The sequence below is a fragment of the Mesorhizobium sp. NPDC059054 genome, assembly GCF_042739215.1.
Lineage (GTDB): Bacteria > Pseudomonadota > Alphaproteobacteria > Rhizobiales > Rhizobiaceae > Mesorhizobium.
Genome location: NZ_JBHYHV010000005.1, coordinates 158,277 through 177,644, shown reverse-complemented (window position 1 = coordinate 177,644; position 19,368 = coordinate 158,277). Strand labels below are relative to the sequence as shown.

Below are 19,368 nucleotides of genomic sequence, written 5' to 3'. Positions count from 1 at the left end.
TTCATCCCTCGGCTAGGTGGGTTTTGGTCACGCGGGTGAAGAGCTGGTCGAGCAGCGCGATTGCGAGGTCGATCTCGGCATGGCTGATGGTCAGCGACGGCGCCAGCGTGATGACGTTCTTGAAGTAGCCGCCGATGTCGAGCACCAGGCCATAGGTCTGGCCGTTGTGCACGAGATCGCCCTTCAGCGCCTCGTCCACCATGCGGTCGACCAGCGCCTTGGACGGCGTGTAGCTGTCATGCGGCTCGCAGATCTCGATGCGCAGCGCCAGGCCGAGGCCATCGACTTCGCCGACGATCTTGTGACGGCGCTTCAGCTCTTCAAGGCCGCGCAGGAAATAGGCGCCCTTTTCCGGCACCGTCGTTTCATAGTCGTCCTCGGCCATCATCTTCATGGCTTCGAGCGCGACGGCGGTGCCGAGCGGATTGGCGTTGAAGGTCGAGTGGGTCGAGCCGGGCGGGAAGGCGCCCGGATTGATCAGCTCTTCGCGCGCCCATACGCCGGACAGGGGGTTGAGGCCGTTGGTCAACGCCTTGCCGAAGACGACGACATCGGGATTGACGCCGAAGTGCTCGATCGACCACAGCTTGCCGGTGCGGTAGAAGCCCATCTGGATCTCGTCCACCACCATCAGGATGTTGTGGCGGTCGAGCACCTTCTTCAGTTCGGTGAAGAAGTTCATCGGCGGGACGATATAGCCGCCGGTGCCCTGCAGCGGCTCGACATAGAAGGCCGCATATTCGGCCTCGCCGGCCTTCGGGTCCCACACGCCCTGATATTCGCTTTCGAACAGGCGCTCGAACTGGCGCACGCAATGCAGGCCATATTCTTCCTTGTTCATGCCCTTGGGGGCACGGAAGTGGTAGGGGAATGGCACGAACTGCGCGCGTTCGCCGAAATGGCCGTAGCGGCGGCGATAGCGGTAGGACGAGGTGATGGCCGAGGCGCCCAGCGTGCGGCCATGATAGCCGCCCTCGAAGGCGAACATCAGGCTCTTGCCTTTCGAGGCGTTGCGCACCAGCTTCAGCGAGTCCTCGATCGCCTGGGCGCCGCCGACGTTGAAATGCACGCGGCCCTTGTGGCCGAATTTCTGCTCGGCATCGCGCGCGATCAACGCGGCGAGTTCGATCTTCTCGCGATGCAGATATTGGCTGGCGACCTGGGGCAGCTTGTCGATCTGGCGCTTCAGCGCGTTGTTGAGACGCTGGTTGGCGTAGCCGAAATTGACCGCCGAATACCACATCTGCAGATCGAGGAACGGCGTGCCGGCCGCATCGAACATGTAGGAGCCTTCGCAGCGGTCGAAGATCTTGGGGAAGTCCGTGTAGTGCACGGTGTCGCCATGCGAGCAATATTCTGCTTCGAGCGCGAGCAGATCTGCCTCGCTGAGCTCGAACCCGGAATCGTTGCCGGCATCGAGCCGAAGGGCGGCGTTGGTGGGCATGGATCAGATCCTTGTTACAGAAGAGGGGTGGACTGGACGGCCATGGCGTTGGCCAGCCAGTCGGAGAAGAGCGGCGGCAGGTCGGTGAAGTTGCCGAAGCTGCGGTAGGTGATGCCGTTGGCGCGGCAATGGTCGGCGAGCTTGCCTTTCGCGAACACCATGTCGGCGATGGACGCGGCGCAGAAATCGGAGCGGCCGTCGCCGATCAGCACGCGCAGCGCGCTGTCTGGCGCTCGGTCGAAACTGGCGCATTTGCAGTGCGCGGAGCTGGCGCGGCAGTTTTCGGACGCGTGCGGGCAGCCGAGCTGCCAGTGGTCACCGCCGGCATGGATGAGTTCGTTGGCTAGGACCGGCAGGGCGAGGCCGTAATCCCTGAGCGCGTGGGCAATGACGCGGTCCAGCCCATCGGAGACGATGGTGATGCTGACGCCGCTGGCTTGCAGCGCCTCGGCGAAGGGGGCGAAGCCGGGGTCGATGCGCAGGCAGTTGGCGAAAAGGTCGAGCATGACCGGCTCGACACGCAATAGCTCGACCTGCCGGGACATGCATTCGCGCGAACCGATCGCGCCACGTTCCCAGGCAGCCTCAATGGTGCGCCATGCCGGCTGCGCAAACTGCGAGAGCAAAAGGTCTGTCGTGTCTTCCAGCGAGATCGTGCCATCGAAATCGATGAAGCACTCCACGGGGGGCAGGGGGAGGAGGTCGATCTTGTTCATGCTGCACTGCACCTGCATGCTGCGTGCCAAGTCGAAAAACCGAAGGAAATCAGGAGATGGTGGTTTTCGCTCCGGGATTTCTAGCTACAAAAATTGTAGGAACCTGCCGGGAAGGGGGCAGGCAGTCTGCATTTTTGGAGGGTTGCTGCATCCATTGCTCTGGACCGCTTTGGTATCATCAACGTTCCGGAATGGATCCCCGACACCCTCCGGTCGCCTCGCTCCCTGCGGGGCCGAGGATGACGAGGTGATGGGCGTCCCGCGCCAATCCCCGGCGTTGGCGACGACACCAGCTTTTGCAATGGCGCCAGCGTTTGGGATTGCGCCGGGGCATTGGAAGTTCGTCATTCTCGACCTCGGAAGCGGCTGCAGGGCGCGGCGAGTGTCGGGGATCCATTCCGGAACCGCACAGAATAGGCCTGAACAATTGTCTATCCCGTGAGCGATTGCGCATTCTTCAAAACCCTGCGACAGTAGCAGGGAGACAGTCTCCGTGAAGTGCCCGCAATGAGTGCCCGGTCCGAAACCAGCAATCCCAGGCTTGACGATGCCGCGCGTGCCGGCTGGCTGTATTATGTCGCCGGCAACACGCAGGATCAGATCGCAACGAAGCTCGGCATCTCTCGCCAGACCGCTCAGCGGCTGGTGTCGCTGGCGATGTCCGAAGGGTTGATCAAGGTCCGGGTCGATCATCCCATCGCCAATTGCCTCGATCTTGCTGCCCGGCTGAAATCCCGCTTCGCGCTCGATCTGGTCGAGGTGACGCCGAGCGATCCCGATTCCACCTCCTCGACCATCGGTGTCGCCCAGGCCGCGGCGGTGGAGATCGAGAAGTGGCTGCGCCGGCCTGAGCCGGTCATCATGGCAATCGGCACCGGCCGCACGCTGAAGGCGGCGATCGAACAACTGCCGCCGATGGAGTGCCCGCAGCACAAGGTGGTCTCGCTCACCGGCAACATCTCGCCGGACGGTTCGGCCGCCTTCTACAACGTCATCTTCACCATGGCCGACACCATCAAGGCGCGCAGCTTCCCGATGCCGCTACCGGCGATCGCCTCTTCGCCGGAGGAGCGGAAAATGCTGCACAGCCAGCAGCTTATCCAGCCAACGCTGGCGCTGGCAGCACAGGCCGACATCACCTTTGTCGGCGTCGGCGACCTTGGCCCGCAGGCGCCGCTGCTGGAAGACGGCTTCATCACCGAGGCCGATCTCAAGGCGTTGCAGAAGGCCGGCGCCGTCGGCGAGATCGTCGGCTGGGCCTTCGACCGCGATGGCCGCCTGATCGAGGGCATCACCAATGACCGCGTCGCTTCCGCGCCGCTGCCATCGCGGGAACGCTCGCTGGTGGTGGCGCTGGCCATGGGTGAACGCAAGCTGCCCGGCATCCTCGCCGCAGTGACGCGGCGTCTCGTCAATGGCCTGATCACCGACGAGCGCACCGCCGAGAGCCTGCTGGCGGCGGCAGTCTAGGCGCCAATTCCTTCTTCCCCTTGTGGGAGAAGGTGGCTCGGCAACGGCGGCTTTGCCGCCGGAGCAGCGCCGAGTCGGATGAGGGGTGCTGGAAGAAACGCGACGTTTCAGCCCCTTCATCAAGGTCACATCGGTCGCGTTCCGTCCAACACCCCTCATCCGACCTCGCCAGCGGCGGCTGGGCCGCCGGGCTCGGCCACCTTCGTTCGCAAGGGAGAAGGAGAGTTCGCGAACCCTCGCCGGATTCCGGCTTGACATAAATCTCGAAGAATGAATAATTGCTCACAGCTAAGGCAAATGCTCACTTTGGCTTTTTGGGAGGAATCGATGAACCTGCGCACCCTCGTCCTGGGGCTGTGTTCGGCCAGCGCTTTTGCGTTCGCCGCGCATGCCGAGACGATCACCATCGCCACCGTCAACAATGGCGACATGATCCGCATGCAGAAACTGACGGAGGACTTCACCAAGAAGAACCCCGACATCCAGCTCAACTGGGTCACGCTGGAAGAGAATGTGCTGCGCGAACGCGTCACCACCGACATCGCCACCAAGGGTGGCCAGTATGACGTGATGACCATCGGCACCTATGAGGTGCCGATCTGGGCGAAACAGAACTGGCTGCTGCCGCTGGACAATCTCGGCGACGACTACGACCAGAAGGACATCATCCCCGCGATCGCCGGTGGTCTTTCCGTCGACGGCAAGCTTTACGCCGCGCCCTTCTACGGCGAGAGCTCCTTCGTCATGTACCGCAAGGACCTGATGGAGAAGGCCGGCCTCAAGATGCCCGATGCGCCGACCTGGACCTTCATCAAGGAGGCCGCCGACAAGATGACCGACAAGGCCAACGGCGTGAACGGCGTGTGCCTGCGCGGCAAGGCCGGCTGGGGTGAGAACATGGCATTTCTCACCGCCATGTCGAACTCCTTCGGCGCGCGCTGGTTCGACGAGCAGTGGAACCCGCAGTTCGATCAGCCGGAATGGAAGAACACGCTGCAGTTCTATGTCGACCTGATGAAGGCCGACGGACCGGACGGCGCCTCCTCCAACGGCTTCAACGAGAACCTCGCGCTGTTCCAGCAGGGCAAGTGCGGCATGTGGATCGACGCCACCGTGGCTGCCTCCTTCGTGTCCGATCCGAAGAACTCGAAGGTCGCCGACAAGGTCGGCTATGCGCTGGCGCCGGACAACGGCCTCGGCAGGCGCGGCAACTGGCTATGGGCCTGGTCGCTCGGCATTCCGGCTGGCACGCAGAAGGCGGCGTCGGCCGAGAAGTTTGTCGCCTGGGCAACCGGCAAGGGTTATCTCGACCTCGTGGCTTCGAAGGAAGGCTGGGCCAACGTGCCGCCCGGCACCCGCAGCTCGCTCTACGCCAATCCGGAATATGAGAAGGCGGCACCCTTCGCCAAGATGACGCTGGACTCCATCAATTCCGCCGACCCGACCAAGCCGACGGTCAAGCCGGTGCCTTATGTCGGCGTGCAGTTCGTGGCGATTCCCGAATTCCAGGGCCTCGGCACGACAGTCGGCCAGCTCTTCTCGGCGGCTCTTGCCGGCCAGATGTCGGTGGACGATGCGCTGAAGCAGGCACAGGACGCTGCAAAGGCCGCGATGACCGAAGGCGGTTATATTCAATAAGGGCAGCCTCTGGGCGCCCAACTCACAAGGGCATCCACCGATGCCCAAGGGCTCCTCCCGGTGTCCAAGGCATCTTCTGATGCCAAGGACATCCTGGTGCCTTGGCCGTCCGGGTCTTCCCGGTCCGGGCGGCCACTTTGGAAAAGATGCGGTAATCTGTTCCCTCTCACCCGGCCGTTGCGCGGCCGGGATATCGAAAGGCTACCCGCCGTCACGGCGGCGATAGCCACGTGACGGCTCTTGGGAACTGGTTGGAGGAGACCATGGCAACCAAACAGACCCGTACGCTTGCGCGTTTCATGGCCGCACCCTCGGTGCTGCTCCTGCTGGTATGGATGGCGGTGCCGCTGGCGATCACGCTGTGGTTCTCCTTCCAGCAGTACAACCCGCTGAACCCGATCCGCGACGGCTTCATCGGCTTCTCGAACTACGCGCTGTTCTTCAACAACCCGGCCTTCATCACCGCCATCCTCAACACGTTGATCCTCGTCGTCGCGGTGCTGGCCATCACCATCGTCGGTGGCATATTGCTCGCATTGCTGCTCGATCAGCCGATGTGGGGGCAGGGTTTCGTACGCATCCTGGTCATCTCGCCGTTCTTCGTCATGCCGCCGGTGGCAGCATTGGTGTGGAAGAACATGATCATGCACCCGGGCTATGGTGTGTTCGCCGACATAGCCCGGTTCTTCGGCGCGCAACCGATCGACTGGTTCGCGCAATATCCGCTGTTCTCGATCATCATCATTGTCGCCTGGCAGTGGCTGCCTTTCGCCACGCTGATCCTGCTCACCTCGCTGCAATCGCTGGATGGCGAACAGAAGGAGGCGGCTGAAATGGATGGCGCCGGCATTCTTTCGCGTTTCTGGTACCTGACGCTGCCGCACCTCTCGCGCGCCATGACCGTGGTGGTGCTGATCCAGACGATCTTCCTGCTTTCGGTCTATGCCGAGATCCTCGTCACCACCAATGGCGGGCCGGGCTATGCATCCACCAACCTGCCGTTCCTTGTCTACCAGAAGGCCCTGCTCGAATACAAAATCGGCCAGGCGTCCGCCGGCGGCATCATCGCCGTCATCCTTGCCAACATCGTTGCCTTCTTCGCCATGCGCGCCGTCGGCAAGAACCTGGACAAGTAGGAGGCTGCAATGGCACGCGCCGTCACCAACCGGCACAAGACGATCGCAACCATTGCGGCCTGGGCGGTCGCGCTGGTGATCTTCTTCCCGATCCTCTACACCATCATCACCTCCTTCAAGTCGGAGCAGGAGGCGATCCAGGGCTTCAGCCTGATCCCGTCGGGCACGCTGGAGAGCTATTCGGAAGTCCAGTCGCAGTACAATTACTTCAAGCCGTTCATGAATTCGGTGATCCTGTCGCTGGGCTCGACGGTGCTGGCCCTGCTGGTCGCCATCCCGGCCGCCTGGTCGATGGCGTTTTCGCCCACCAAGCGCACCAAGGATGTGCTGATGTGGATGCTGTCCACCAAGATGATGCCGGCAGTTGCGGTGCTGTTTCCGATCTATCTCATCTTCCGCAATCTCGGCCTGCTCGACAGCCGCATCGGCATGACCGTGATGCTGATGCTGATCAACCTGCCGATCGTCATCTGGATGCTCTACACCTACTTCCGCGAGATTCCGGGCGAGATCCTGGAGGCCGCGCGCATGGACGGCGCCTCCTTGTGGGGTGAGATCTTTTACGTGCTGACGCCGATGGCGGTGCCGGGCATCGCCTCCACCATGCTGCTCAACATCATCCTGGCCTGGAACGAGGCGTTCTGGACCATCCGGCTCACCACCACCAACGCTGCCCCGCTCACCGCCTTCATCTCGTCCTTCTCCAGTCCGCAGGGTCTGTTCTGGGCGAAGCTTTCGGCGGCATCGACGCTGGCCATCGCGCCCATCCTGATCATGGGCTGGTTCAGCCAGAAACAGCTGGTGCGCGGCCTGACTTTCGGTGCCGTGAAATGATGAAGCGCCGGATCGTCAGGAAGCAGCAAAAGGGAGGACAAAATGGGTAAGATCGCTCTCAGGAATGTCTCCAAGTCCTTCGGGACGACGTCGATCATTCCCAACATCGACCTCGACATCGAGGACGGCGAGTTCGTCGTGTTCGTCGGGCCATCCGGCTGCGGCAAGTCCACGCTGCTTCGTCTCATCGCCGGGCTGGAGGACACCAGCGGCGGCACCATCTCCATCGACGGCCGCGACGTCACCGATGAAGCGCCGGCCAAGCGCAAGCTGGCCATGGTGTTCCAATCCTATGCCCTCTATCCGCACATGACGGTGGCGAAGAACATCGCCTTCCCGCTCAAGATGGCCGGCGAAAGCCAGGCGGTGATCGACAAGAAGGTCGGCGATGCCGCCCGCGTACTGAACCTGACCAACTATCTCGACCGCCGCCCCGGCCAGCTTTCCGGCGGCCAGCGCCAGCGTGTCGCCATCGGCCGCGCCATCGTGCGCCAGCCCTCGGCGTTCTTGTTCGACGAACCGTTGTCGAACCTCGATGCGGCACTGCGCGGCACCATGCGCCTCGAGATATCGGAGCTGCACAACCAGCTCAAGACGACGATGATCTACGTGACCCACGACCAGGTCGAGGCCATGACCATGGCCGACAAGATCGTGGTGTTGAATGCCGGCAACATCGAGCAGGTCGGTTCGCCGCTGGACCTCTACCGCAGCCCGAAGAACCTGTTCGTCGCCGGTTTCATCGGCTCGCCGAAGATGAATCTCGTCACCGGCGCGGCCGCCGCCAAGCACAATGCAGCCACCATCGGCATCCGGCCCGAACATCTCAAGATCGCCTCCAACAGCGGCGAATGGCGCGGCAAGGTCGGCGTTGCCGAACATCTCGGCGCCGACACCTTCCTGCATGTGCACACCGATGATGTCGGCACCATCAATGTGCGCGCCGACGGCGAGATCGGGGTTCGCCATGGCGACATCGTCCATCTGACGCCGGACCCGGCCAAGCTGCACCGCTTCGACGCCGACGGAAAGGCGTTGTAATCATGCGCCTGAAAGACAAGTCCGCGCTGATTACCGGTTCGGCGCGCGGCATCGGCCGCGCCTTCGCCGAAGCCTATGTGCGCGAAGGGGCGACGGTGGCGATCGCCGACATCAACCTGAAGGCCGCCGAAAAGACCGCGGCCGAGATCGGGCCGGCTGCCTATGCGGTGCGGCTCGACGTCACCGACCAGGCCTCGATCGATGCCGCGATTGCCGCGGTGGAGAAAAGGGCAGGCGGGCTCGATATCCTCATCAACAACGCCGCTTTGTTCGATGCCGCACCCATCGTCGAGATCAGCCGCGCCAGCTACGACCGGCTGTTTACGGTCAATGTCGCCGGCACGCTGTTCATGCTGCAGGCGGCGGCGAAATCGATGATCGCCAGGGGCAAGGGCGGCAGGATCATCAACATGGCAAGCCAGGCCGGCCGTCGCGGCGAAGCGCTGGTCGCGGTCTACTGCGCCACCAAGGCAGCGGTCATTTCGCTGACCCAATCGGCCGGGCTCGATCTCATCAAGCACGGCATCAACGTCAATGCGATCGCGCCGGGCGTGGTCGACGGCGAGCACTGGGACCATGTCGATTCCCTCTTCGCCAGATATGAGAACCGGCCGCTCGGCGAAAAGAAGAAGCTGGTCGGCGAGAGTGTGCCTTACGGGCGCATGGGCCGCGCGGAAGACCTGACCGGCATGGCGGTGTTCCTGGCCAGCAGCGAGGCCGAATACATCGTCGCCCAGACCTACAACGTCGATGGCGGTCAGTGGATGAGTTGAATACAGCATCTTCTCCCCGTTCACGGGGGGAGGATGCCGGCAGGCAGGTGAGGGGCTGCGCCGTCCTGGCAAAAGTTGGCACCGCCCCTCATCCGACCCTTCGGGCCACCTTCTCCCCGTGAACGGGGAGAAGGAAAGGTCTCTACGAAAGGCGTTTTGACATGACGACAAAACTCTCGCTCGCCAATCTGGACAAGCTGCCCGCGAAGGTGGCCACCCCCGCTTACAGGCGCGAAAGCCTCAAGGCCGGCATCGTGCATTTCGGCGTGGGCAACTTCCACCGCGCGCACCAGGCCGTCTATCTCGATGATCTCTTCAATACGGGTGAAGGCCATGACTGGGCGCTGATCGGCGCCGGGGTGTTCGAGGGCGAGAAGGCCGGTCGCGCCAGGCTGGCCGAGCAGGACTGGCTGACCACCGTGGTCGAGCAGGACGAAGGCCATATGGTCGCCCATGTGACGGGCGCGATGATCGACTTCCTGGTGCCCGGCGAGACGGCCGCGATCATCGACAGGCTGGCCGATCCTGCGATCCGCATCGTCTCGCTGACCATCACCGAAGGCGGCTATTTCATCGACCCGGCCTCGGGTTATTTCAACCCCGAACACCCCGACATCATCGCCGATGCCAATGACCCGGAACGCCCGAAGACGGTGTTCGGCCTGATCCTTGCCGGGCTGGTCCGCCGGCGCGACGCACGCGTCCGGCCGTTCACGGTGATGTCCTGCGACAACATCCCCCACAATGGCCGCGTCACCTCCGATGGCGTGATCGGCCTTGCCCGCCTGTTTGACCGCGACCTCGCCGAATGGGTCGCCGGCAACGTCGCCTTTCCGAACGGCATGGTCGACCGCATCACGCCGGCCACCACCGATCGCGAACGCGGCATATTGGCGACGGATTTCGGCGTCGACGACAACTGGCCGGTGTTCTGCGAGCCGTTCCGGCAATGGGTGCTGGAGGACAATTTTCCGGCCGGCCGCCCGGCGCTGGAAAAGGTCGGCGTGCAGTTCGTGCCCGACGTGTCGCCCTATGAGCTGATGAAGATCCGCATCCTCAATGGCGGCCATGCCGCCATCGCCTATCCGGCCGGGCTGATGGACATCCATTTCGTGCATGAGGCGATGCAGGAACCGCTGGTGCGTGGTTTCCTCGCCAGGCTCGAGCATGACGAGATCATCCCGACCGTGCCGCCGGTGCCGGACACCGACCTCGAGGACTATTACCAGCTGATCGAGCGCCGCTTCTCCAACCCCAAGATCGGCGACACGGTGCGCCGGCTTTGTCTCGACGGTTCCAACCGTCAGCCGAAATTCATCATCCCCACCATCGCCGCCCGCCTGAAAACCGGCGCCGGCGTCGCGGGCCTGGCGCTCGAATCCGCCTTCTGGTGCCGATACTGCTTCGGCACCACCGATTCCGGCGCGGTCATCGAGCCCAACGATCCCAGCTGGGAGCGCATGCAGGCGACAGCGCGCGCCGCCAAGGCCGACCCGTCGTCCTGGCTGGCGATGGAAGACATCTATGGCGAAGTCGGCCATTCACCGGCCTTTGCGGCTGCCTTCTCGCACGCCCTGAAAACGATCTGGGAGGTGGGGGCGCGCGAGACGCTGACGCGTTATCTGGCTGGGAAACTCTGAACCTGTCGTCCACGTGATCGAGGCGGTAGCGCGGGGCAAAACGCGCATATAGAGTGCGCGTCATGCTGCGCGCCGATGCTTCCTTTCTGACCTCTTTGCCACAGCCGGAACGGGCCTGTGGGTCCTTGGAAACATTGGCCCCGACGGCCACGCGACGGGTCCAGTCGCGCTGATGGCGCCGGTGCTCGCCGCCATCGATGTCGGCACCGGCAGCGCGCGCGCCGGCCTGTTCGATCGCGACGGCCAATTGCTCGCCCGCGCCGAGCGGCCGATCGCCATGAACCAGGCCAGTGCCGGCCACTACGAGCAGGACTCGGAAAACATCTGGGCCGCCGCCTGCGAGGCGATGCGTGCCGCCCGGCAGGCTGCCGGCGTGGCGGCGGAAGATGTCATCGGCATCTCCTTCGACGCCACCTGTTCCAACGTGTTCCGTGGCCGCAACGGCGAACAGGTCGGCGTCTCGAAGAAAGGCGGCGAACGCTGGGACACCATCGTCTGGATGGACCATCGCGCCTTGGCCGAGGCCGACGAATGCACGGCCACCGGTCACCGCGTGCTCGACCACGTCGGCGGCGTCATGTCGCCGGAGATGGCGACGCCCAAGCTGATGTGGGTGAAGCGGCATCTGCCGGATGCCTGGGCGCGCACCGGCCAGCTTTTCGACCTTGCGGATTTCCTCACCTTCAAGGCCTGCGGCTCGCTTGCCCGCTCGCAGTGCACGCTCACCGCCAAATGGACCTTTCTTGCCCATGAAGAAGCCGGCTGGCGTCCGGATTTCTTCGAGGCTGTGGGCCTGGCCGACATTTTCGAACACGGTTCCCTGCCGGACCGGGCCAGCGCGGTCGGCAGCGATCTCGGCCCCTTGACGGAGGAGGCTGCCGCCGCGCTCGGCCTCACGGTGAATTGCCGTGTCGGCGCGGGTCTTATCGATGCCTTCGCCGGCGCGCTCGGCGTCATTGGCGGCCTCAACGATATCGACCGGCATCTCGCGCTGATTGCCGGCACCTCGAGCTGTGTCATGGCGATGTCGGCCGAGCCGTGCGGTTTCGCCGGTGTCTGGGGGCCTTATTTCGGCGCTGCCCTGCCGGGCCTCTGGCTGAGCGAGGGCGGCCAGTCGGCGACGGGGGCACTGCTCGACCACGTCATCCGCTGGCATGGCGGCGAACCCGATGCGGCCACGCACAAGCGCATCGTCGAACGCGTCATGGCCCTGCGTGCCGAGGAGGGGCTGGACCTCGCCTCCCGGCTGCACGTGCTGCCGGATTTTCACGGCAACCGTTCGCCGCTGGCCGACCCGCATGCGCTGGGCGTCATCAGCGGGCTGACGCTGGACTCCTCCTTTGACAGCCTGGCCCGGCTTTACTGGCGCAGCGCCGTGGCGATCGCGCTCGGCGTGCGGCACGTGCTCGAAGCCCTCAACGCCAACGGTTATGTCATCGACACGCTGCACGTTACCGGTGGCCACACCCGCAATCCGCTGCTGATGGAACTCTACGCCGATGCCACCGGCTGCATGGTGCTGGAATCGGAAAGCGGTGATGCCGTGCTGCTCGGCACGGCGATGTCGGCTGCGGCAGCAGCCGGACTTCATCCGAGCCTGGCCGAAGCCTGCGCCGCCATGCGCCAGCCCGGCCGTGAGCGGCGGCCGAACCCGGCTTCACGCAACCGTTTCGACCGCGACTATCGCGTGTTCCTGGAGATGCATCGGCAGCGCCAGGCACTCGACGCGCTGGGTTGAAATGTCAGAACTGTACGTTCCAGAGCTGAGAAGCACCCGGATCGTTCTTCGCAGACCGGTGCCTCAGGACGTGGAAACGCGTCTCGACCTGGGAAGGCACAAGCAGATCGTCGAGGCCTATGGCGGCACATTCGATCCGGTTGCACCCTTCACGCGCAGCCACGCCGAGGCTGCCATCCGTTTCATAACGCAGCAAGACTATGCCTGGGTGATCGACGCGGGACAGTTCATCGGACATGTCCGTCTGCATGGCATCAACATGCAGGACAAGAGAGCTGCCCTGGCCATCGGCATCGACGACCCTTCCTGTCTCGGTAAGGGATACGGTACCGAAGCGATCCGGCTCGTTTTGTCCTATGCCTTTGGCCGCATCTTCCACCGCATCGGCCTCAGGGTGCTGTCGAACAATGCGCGCGCCATCGCCTGTTATCGCAAATGCGGGTTCGTCGAAGAAGGCAGGGAGCGCGAGGCTGCGTTTGTCAACGGCGCATGGCAAGACGACATCATCATGGGACTACTGGATCGGGAGTTCAGCTCATCCTGAACCGAGTGGAGAGACGGAGGCCATGCAGCTTTTGCTGATTACCGGGCCGGCGGGGGTCGGCAAGTCCACGCTCTGCTGGGAGCTGAGTGCACAGCTCGCTGCCGCGCAGGCAACGCACGCGGTTGTCGAAACCGACGAACTCGACAGGGTGTTCCCGCGTCCAACGGTCGAAGAACTTGATCGGGTATGGCCAGGCACAATCGACGTCAGCAGCATCAATCTGGCGGCGATCTGGTCGACATACCGGGCGTTGGGACATACGCGCCTGATCATGTCGGGCGTCATGCAACATCTTGCCTTCGATCGGCGATGGATCCTGGCCGCCATACCCGATGCCGAGATCACCGTCGTGCGCCTCGCTGTCAGCGAACCCGCTTTGCTTGCACGCCTGGCGCAGCGCGAAATCGGCACGGGCGCCCAGGCACAAGCCGAGCGCTCGCTTCGCCAGGCAAGGCGCATGGCCGGTGAAAGCGCTGAAGGCCTGATCGTGGTGCCGACGGACGGCCGGACGCCGGCGGAACTGGCGAGGACCGTTCTTGAGGAAACCGGCTGGCTGAACGGGGAGCCAGACAGCCTTGCCAAAGGAAGCGCCTGAGTGCGGGTGTCACCCGGTCGGCAGCAACTCCCGCTGGCGGCGCGACGGCTGTGTCTGATGCAGATAGACCGCGAACGTGTCCCAGGGTGGCGTGATCGAAAGCTGCCACAGGATGCGGCTGACCTCGCCGCGGTGGATCGCTGAATGCAGGGCGACATGCAGAAGCATTTCGTGCCTGGTCATGCGACCCTTGTCGCCATCGGTGAAGGTGAAGGCGACTGGTTCGTCGAGTTGATCGGCAGCGACCTCAAGCACGAATTGCTGATACCATTTGTCGGTCGCCGTCACCGATGTGCGAAGCGCGTCCAGCGTCGGCGTCTCCGTCGTGTTGTCCGATGTGTGGCGATGTTTCGTACCGCTGAGATGCGCTTCGAAGATCTCGGCCACGACGTGATGGTGGCTGATCAGCCGAAGTGCCGTGTGAAGTTCCACCGTTTGCGCTTGCGGGTCGAGCAGCATGAGCTTTTCGAACAAGTCGTTGTTTGCCCAGGCCTGGTAGCCGTAAAGGGTGCGAAGCATCTCACGCATGACCGAAACCTATCCCTGCCGCAAAAATGTGAGTAACGTCTCTATATTTTGGCGAGGGTGCGAAATTGTCTACTCGCATTGCAAGAAGGCAGCCGTCGATGCGCAAGGAACCGCGACAGGCGCGGTCCCGAGCAACGGTGGACGCGATCGTCGAGGCCGGGGCTCGCATTCTGAGCGATCGGGGATGGGCCGGGTTCACCACCAACAAGGTTGCCGAGGCGGCAGGCGTTAGTGTCGGCTCGCTCTACCAGTATTTCCCCGACAAGGTCTCGCTGGTGGGGGCGATCCGTCGCCATCATCTGGACGACAGCCTCGCCGCAGTGAGAACCGCCTTGGCGAAACGGCAGCCTCTAGCCGATTTCGCTAAGACGCTGGTGGCCAACATCATCGAGGCCCACAGCATCCATCCTGGCCTGCATCGGGTGCTCCTGGACGAGGCGCCGGGCCTTGAAGCCTACCGCGATCAGAACAGCCAGATCGAACGGCAGTATATTGCTTTCTACGCGGAAGCGGCGGCGGCCTACCGGCCGCATGACAGGGATCCTGCGATGGTCGGCCTTGTCTTGTCGGATGCCATCGATGGCGTAATCCACAACGCGGCTCGTCGCGGCACGCTGCGTGAAGCGCAGGTCCGCGACGAGCTGATCAGGATGATCCGTCTATATCTGGCCGGGTAGACGATCGACGGATCGCCGTTCCGGTTCAGACCAGCTTGATGATGGCAACGCCGGCGAGAAGCAGCACCACACCAACGAGGCGCAGGCCAGACACTGGCCTTTGCGGCAGGCGGAACCAGCCATACCGGTCGACGAAGACACTGGCGACCTGCTGGCCGGCAACGGTGAAGCCTACTGCCGCCGCCGCGCCGATCACTGGGATCGCGGTGAACACGGTGGTGACGTAGATTGCTCCGGCGAAGCCGCCGAGCCAGCCCCACCAGGGCATGGTCTGCACGCCGCCAAGGGTTGGGTTCGGCGTCTTGCGGAAGGCCAGTACCAGCAACATCACCGCGGCCATTGCCAGCGTGGCGACGAAGAACGAGATGGCGCCGACCGCGAAAGGCGCTCCGCCGAGATCGTGCCGCAGCAATGCGTTGACCGCGCCCTGGACCGGCAGCACCGCACCGGCAACGAGCGCCAGCGCGATCCAGCCCAATTTGTCGGCTTTCAGGTTGTCCTTGCCGCCCTGGCCGAAGACGATCATGGCGACGCCGGCAAGCACGACGAGGGTACCGACGGCGGCTCCCGCCTGCAGGCCGGTCTGCGTCACGCCGAGCAGGCCGAAGCTGTCGAGGGCGAGCGAGGCGAGCATCTGGCCGGCGATGAACAGGCCGACCGAGACGACGGCGCCGAGGCGGGGAAAGAGCACGATGGTCGAGACGACATAGATCGCCGAAGCGGTGCCGCCAACCAGGTGCCACCACTCGGCCTGGGGCAGGGCGCCGAGTGCGGCGAGCGTGCCGGTGAACAGGGCAATCAAGAGCAGCAGCCCGGTGCCGACGGTGAGCTGCAGTGTGGTTGCTGCAAATGGCGAGCCGATGGCCTTCGAGAGCTGCGCATTGGCGCCGGCCTGGACGGCGAGCAGACCGCCGGCGAACAGGGACAGGGGTACGAACAAGGTCTCCATGGGAGCCTCCTTTTGAACAGAATGACGAGGGATGTTGGGGTCAGGCGCGGCTGGGCAGCCGAGGTACGACGAGGCCGCGCAGGACAGCGGGCCGTGCGCCGATCGCCATGTACCAGCGGGCCAGGCTGGGCGTCGCGTCGAGCGAAAGTCCGAGCTTGGTGAGCCCGGCATGGATCCAGGGCCAGGTCATCACATCGGCGATCGAATAGGATTCGCCGACGATGTGGGCGTGGCGTGACAGCTGGCTTTCCAGCACACGGAGGACCCGGTTTGCTTCCGCCTCGAAGCGGCCGATGACATAGGGGATCTTCTCCGGCGCGAAAATCTTGTAGTTCCAGAGTTGCCCCAGTGTCGGGCCGACATGCGCGGCCTGGAACAGGGTCCAGCTCTGCACCTGGAAACGTTCGGCGTCCGAGGCCGGCACCAGCACACCGGAGCGTTCGGCGAGATAGTGCAGGATCGCACCGGATTCGAAGATGGTGCGGCCCTTGTCCGGATCGACGATGACCGGGATCTTGTTGTTGGGATTGAGTGCCAGGAACTCCGGCGTCTTCTGTTCGCCGGCTTCGATGTCGACGATCTGGACGTCATAGGGCAGGCCGGTTTCTTCGAGCATGATCGAGGCCTTGTGGCCGTTCGGCGTCTGGTAGGTGTAGAGCTGGATGGGGGTCATCTGGTGGTCTCCTTCGACCGGCCTGTCCGATCGTTGCATCCTAGGTAGACTGTGCTGTGTTGCAGTTCGATCTGTCAGTTCGCTGTCTCGTTCTGCAAAAATGCACATGCCTTGAAATGGCGGATTGCGCAGCGAGGGATGCCCTGGCTACGAGCTCGAGCTGACGACCGCATTCGAGGTCATCGAAAAGGCATTGCGGAAACGCTCGCCTGATGCGCGATCCTGCGTTAGGTTTGTGCAATCATGCACAGCAACTATCGTATCGACTGGGAAGATCTGCGCTTCGTGCTGGCGGTGGCGGAGACGAGTTCGCTCGCCGCTGCGGCGCGTTCGCTCGGCGTCAATCACACCACCGTGTTGCGGCGGGTCGGCGCGTTTGAGCAGAAGCTCGGCGTGCGCCTGTTCGACCGCCTGCCAACCGGCTACACGCTGACGGCCGGCGGCGAGGAACTGCTTGCAGTGTCAAGGCAGATGGCGGAAACCGTCACCGAACTTGAGCGCCGCCTGACCGGACAGGACCTGCGTCTCGAAGGCAGTCTGCGCATCACCACCACCGACACGCTGATGGCTTCCGTGCTGCCGTCGATCCTGGCGGCCTTCCGTGAGCGTCACCCCGGTGTGCTGCTTGAGGTGGCCACGGCGAATGCATTTGCCAATCTCACCCACCGCGACGCCGATGTCGCCGTGCGCCCTGCAATGGATCCGCCCGAGACATTGGTCGGCCGCCGTATCTCAGGCATCGCCTTCGCCATCTATGCCGCTCCTTCCTATCTTCAGGAACGCGGTCTCGAACCGACCGACGATATGGTGGTGACGGACGAACACTGGATCGGCCTCAGCGATGCGCTGGCCGGTTCGAGCGTCGCCAGATGGATGCGCGCCACACTGCCTGGGGCGGCTTCGGTGCTGCGTTGCGACTCGCTGGTCGCGGCTCGCGAGGCAGCGGTTGCCGGCCTCGGCCTTGTCGGTCTGCCATGTTATCTCGGCGAACGGACGCCCGGCCTCGTGCGCATCGGTTCCCCGGTCGCCGAGATGGCAACCGCGCTGTGGATCCTCACCCATGAGGACCTGCGCCGCACAGCCCGCGTCAGCGCCTTCACCGAGTTCGCCGGCCAGGCGCTAGCGAAACACCGCCCGTTGTTCGAGGCAAGCCAGGAGTAGGGCGCGGCGCCCCCATTTCCCTTGCGGGGGACAACCGCGCCGGCACTCGTCATCCCACGCAAAAAGGCCCGCCCAGCCGAAGCTGAGCGGACCTTGATGCCTGATTGCGCTCGCCGACAGCCAAGCGCGGATGGCGCAAGCCTGTCGTGTCGTTATGATCCGACAGTGACGACGAAGTGCTTCGTCACCGGCTCGATGATCTTCCAGGTGCCCTTGAAGTCGGCTTCCACGACAAACGCATCGCCCGGACCGACTTCAACTGGCTCGCCACCGTCCGGAGTGATGATGATGCGGCCGGCGATCATGTGGACGAATTCGTAGTCGGTATAGGTTGCGTGATAGGTGCCTGGGGTCGCCTGCCACGTGCCTGACAGAACCTTGCCGTCCTCAGTGGTGTGCTGGACGGCGGTCTTCATCGTCGGCTTTCCTTCGACCACCACCCAGCCCGGCAAGTCGCTGGCATCGGCGTTTTCCACCTTCCCGAACTTGATAACCGTCTTGCGTGTCATGGCGAGCCTCTCCCAATTGGATTTTGCGGGCAAAGTGCCCAACGTTCGAATATCCGATACATCAATATCAGGCAACTTCGTTTCCTGTCGGTAAGCGAAACTCGGTGCGCTCAGAGGCCCTCGCGAACCATCTGTCCCGGCTCCGGACCAGGGTTTTCATTTCCGGTCATAAACGCGAAAAAGCCCGCCCAGCGTCAGCTGAGCGGGGGACCGTTGGGGCCGGAATGTGACATCGGTCCGCCGAAGCAGTCGCAACGGCAGGCCTCACGTTTCATCGGGCGGATGGCCTGACGAGGCAAGGTCCGGATTCTGATATTTTTCTGAAATTTGCGGTCTTGAGTTGTGGGTAACACCCTGCTGTCTCGCCCTTTATCGTCGCGCGACGACACGGCGGGGCTGGTCGAAATCGAACGGGAACAAAGCGGTGATCGCCTGTTCGATGGCGGCTTCGGTTTCCGGCTGTGCTGCCGTCAGCGGCAGGCGCACTTCCGGGCTCAGCCCAAGCAGGCGGTGCAGCGCGTATTTCACCGGCACCGGGTTGGTTTCATGCTCCAGCGCGGCAATCAGTGGCTCCAGCCGGTGCCGGATCGTACGGGCCGACAGCAGGTCGCCATCGCGGCAGGCACGGTGCATCTCGGCGCAGAGGCCGGGCGCCACATTGGCGGCGACCGAAATCGTGCCGGCGCCGCAGATCGTGTTGAAGGCAAGTGCGGTGGCATCGTGCCCGGAAAACTGCAGGAAGTCCGCTCCGGCAAGCCTGGCGGTGCGCTCGGGCCGGTCGAGGTCGCCGGTGGCATCCTTGATGCCGATGATCGTCGGAAAGGCCGCCAGTCTGCGCACCGTGTCCGGCAGCAGGTCGACGCCGGTGCGCGACGGCACGTTGTAGAGGATGAGCGGGATGGTCGCCGCCTGCGCGATCGCCGCGAAATGGCGGTAGAGACCCTCCTGGCCGGGCTTGTTGTAATAAGGCGTCACGACAAGGGCGGCATCGGCGCCGCAGGCAGCGGCGGCGAGCGTCGCGGCAATCGTCTCATCTGTGTTGTTCGAGCCGGTGCCGGCGATCACCGGGATCTGGCCGGCGACGGTTTCGACGCAGCGGCGCGTTACGGACAGGCGTTCGTCATGCGTCAGCGTCGGCGCTTCGCCGGTGGTGCCGCAGACGACGACGCCGTTTATGCCCTGGTCGATCTGCCAGCGGATCAGGAAATCGAAGGCGGCCATGTCGACCGCGCCTTTGCGGAACGGGGTCGGCAGCGCCGCGATGGCGCCTTTGAAGCGGGTTCTGTCGATGTGCATGGGGTT

19 protein-coding genes are annotated in these 19,368 nt (G+C 63.7%); 12 read left to right on the top strand and 7 right to left on the bottom strand.

Annotated features, from left to right (window positions below):
* Position 1 precedes the first annotated feature (1 nt).
* Positions 2-1,444 (bottom strand): aspartate aminotransferase family protein, encoded by a 1,443-nt coding sequence (locus tag ACFWXH_RS21820; protein WP_379123449.1) that lies wholly within the window; start codon positions 1,442-1,444, stop codon positions 2-4.
* 14 nt (positions 1,445-1,458) lie between these two features.
* Positions 1,459-2,160 (bottom strand): HAD-IB family phosphatase, encoded by a 702-nt coding sequence (locus tag ACFWXH_RS21815; RefSeq protein WP_379123448.1) that lies wholly within the window; start codon positions 2,158-2,160, stop codon positions 1,459-1,461.
* Between the two features lie 507 nt (positions 2,161-2,667).
* Here ACFWXH_RS21815 and ACFWXH_RS21810 point away from each other — a divergent pair.
* The 10 genes from ACFWXH_RS21810 to ACFWXH_RS21765 all read left to right on the top strand — a co-directional run bounded on the left by ACFWXH_RS21810 (position 2,668) and on the right by ACFWXH_RS21765 (position 13,569).
* Positions 2,668-3,630 carry a sugar-binding transcriptional regulator gene (locus ACFWXH_RS21810; RefSeq protein ID WP_379123447.1) on the top strand — a complete coding sequence of 321 codons (963 nt, stop codon included), beginning with the start codon at positions 2,668-2,670 and terminating at the stop codon, positions 3,628-3,630.
* A 327-nt stretch (positions 3,631-3,957) separates the two neighbouring features.
* Positions 3,958-5,268 carry an ABC transporter substrate-binding protein gene (locus ACFWXH_RS21805; protein ID WP_379123446.1) on the top strand — a complete coding sequence of 437 codons (1,311 nt, stop codon included), beginning with the start codon at positions 3,958-3,960 and terminating at the stop codon, positions 5,266-5,268.
* A 263-nt stretch (positions 5,269-5,531) separates the two neighbouring features.
* Positions 5,532-6,404, top strand: coding sequence for a carbohydrate ABC transporter permease (locus ACFWXH_RS21800; protein ID WP_054310218.1), 873 nt, complete (start codon positions 5,532-5,534; stop codon positions 6,402-6,404).
* Positions 6,405-6,413: 9 nt separating this feature from the next.
* Positions 6,414-7,238 (top strand): carbohydrate ABC transporter permease, encoded by an 825-nt coding sequence (locus ACFWXH_RS21795; protein ID WP_054310217.1) that lies wholly within the window; start codon positions 6,414-6,416, stop codon positions 7,236-7,238.
* A 42-nt stretch (positions 7,239-7,280) separates the two neighbouring features.
* A complete protein-coding gene (locus ACFWXH_RS21790; protein WP_379123445.1) occupies positions 7,281-8,279 on the top strand; it encodes an ABC transporter ATP-binding protein in 999 nt (332 codons plus the stop codon).
* A gap of 2 nt (positions 8,280-8,281) precedes the next feature.
* On the top strand, positions 8,282-9,052 hold the full coding sequence (locus ACFWXH_RS21785) for an L-iditol 2-dehydrogenase (protein WP_379123444.1): 771 nt from the start codon (positions 8,282-8,284) through the stop codon (positions 9,050-9,052).
* A gap of 161 nt (positions 9,053-9,213) precedes the next feature.
* Positions 9,214-10,692, top strand: coding sequence for a mannitol dehydrogenase family protein (locus ACFWXH_RS21780; protein WP_379123443.1), 1,479 nt, complete (start codon positions 9,214-9,216; stop codon positions 10,690-10,692).
* A gap of 172 nt (positions 10,693-10,864) precedes the next feature.
* Positions 10,865-12,430 (top strand): FGGY-family carbohydrate kinase, encoded by a 1,566-nt coding sequence (locus tag ACFWXH_RS21775; protein ID WP_379123442.1) that lies wholly within the window; start codon positions 10,865-10,867, stop codon positions 12,428-12,430.
* A gap of 1 nt (position 12,431) precedes the next feature.
* A complete protein-coding gene (locus ACFWXH_RS21770) occupies positions 12,432-12,974 on the top strand; it encodes a GNAT family N-acetyltransferase (RefSeq protein ID WP_379123441.1) in 543 nt (180 codons plus the stop codon).
* A 22-nt stretch (positions 12,975-12,996) separates the two neighbouring features.
* The gene (locus ACFWXH_RS21765; protein ID WP_379123440.1) at positions 12,997-13,569 is read left to right on the top strand and encodes an AAA family ATPase; all 573 of its coding nucleotides are present in this window, start codon (positions 12,997-12,999) and stop codon (positions 13,567-13,569) included.
* Positions 13,570-13,578: 9 nt separating this feature from the next.
* On the opposite strand, the gene ACFWXH_RS21760 is transcribed toward ACFWXH_RS21765, so the two are convergent.
* A complete protein-coding gene (locus tag ACFWXH_RS21760) occupies positions 13,579-14,097 on the bottom strand; it encodes a DinB family protein (protein WP_379123439.1) in 519 nt (172 codons plus the stop codon).
* A 98-nt stretch (positions 14,098-14,195) separates the two neighbouring features.
* Here ACFWXH_RS21760 and ACFWXH_RS21755 point away from each other — a divergent pair, with 98 nt between their 5' ends.
* Positions 14,196-14,774: a TetR/AcrR family transcriptional regulator gene (locus tag ACFWXH_RS21755; protein WP_379123438.1), complete on the top strand. Its 579-nt coding sequence runs from the start codon at positions 14,196-14,198 to the stop codon at positions 14,772-14,774.
* 25 nt (positions 14,775-14,799) lie between these two features.
* Here the strand turns inward: ACFWXH_RS21755 and ACFWXH_RS21750 are convergent, their stop codons facing one another.
* Together ACFWXH_RS21750 and ACFWXH_RS21745 are read right to left on the bottom strand one after the other, a co-directional pair.
* Positions 14,800-15,723: a DMT family transporter gene (locus tag ACFWXH_RS21750; RefSeq protein WP_379123437.1), complete on the bottom strand. Its 924-nt coding sequence runs from the start codon at positions 15,721-15,723 to the stop codon at positions 14,800-14,802.
* Positions 15,724-15,763: 40 nt separating this feature from the next.
* Positions 15,764-16,396 (bottom strand): glutathione S-transferase family protein, encoded by a 633-nt coding sequence (locus ACFWXH_RS21745; RefSeq protein ID WP_379123436.1) that lies wholly within the window; start codon positions 16,394-16,396, stop codon positions 15,764-15,766.
* Positions 16,397-16,639: 243 nt separating this feature from the next.
* Between ACFWXH_RS21745 and ACFWXH_RS21740 the strand changes: the two genes are divergently transcribed.
* The gene (locus ACFWXH_RS21740; RefSeq protein WP_379123435.1) at positions 16,640-17,557 is read left to right on the top strand and encodes a LysR family transcriptional regulator; all 918 of its coding nucleotides are present in this window, start codon (positions 16,640-16,642) and stop codon (positions 17,555-17,557) included.
* 152 nt (positions 17,558-17,709) lie between these two features.
* Here the strand turns inward: ACFWXH_RS21740 and ACFWXH_RS21735 are convergent, their stop codons facing one another.
* Both ACFWXH_RS21735 and dapA read right to left on the bottom strand, forming a co-directional pair.
* On the bottom strand, positions 17,710-18,066 hold the full coding sequence (locus ACFWXH_RS21735; protein WP_379123434.1) for a cupin domain-containing protein: 357 nt from the start codon (positions 18,064-18,066) through the stop codon (positions 17,710-17,712).
* A 369-nt stretch (positions 18,067-18,435) separates the two neighbouring features.
* Positions 18,436-19,362 carry a 4-hydroxy-tetrahydrodipicolinate synthase gene (gene dapA, locus ACFWXH_RS21730; protein WP_379123433.1) on the bottom strand — a complete coding sequence of 309 codons (927 nt, stop codon included), beginning with the start codon at positions 19,360-19,362 and terminating at the stop codon, positions 18,436-18,438.
* Positions 19,363-19,368 lie beyond the last annotated feature (6 nt).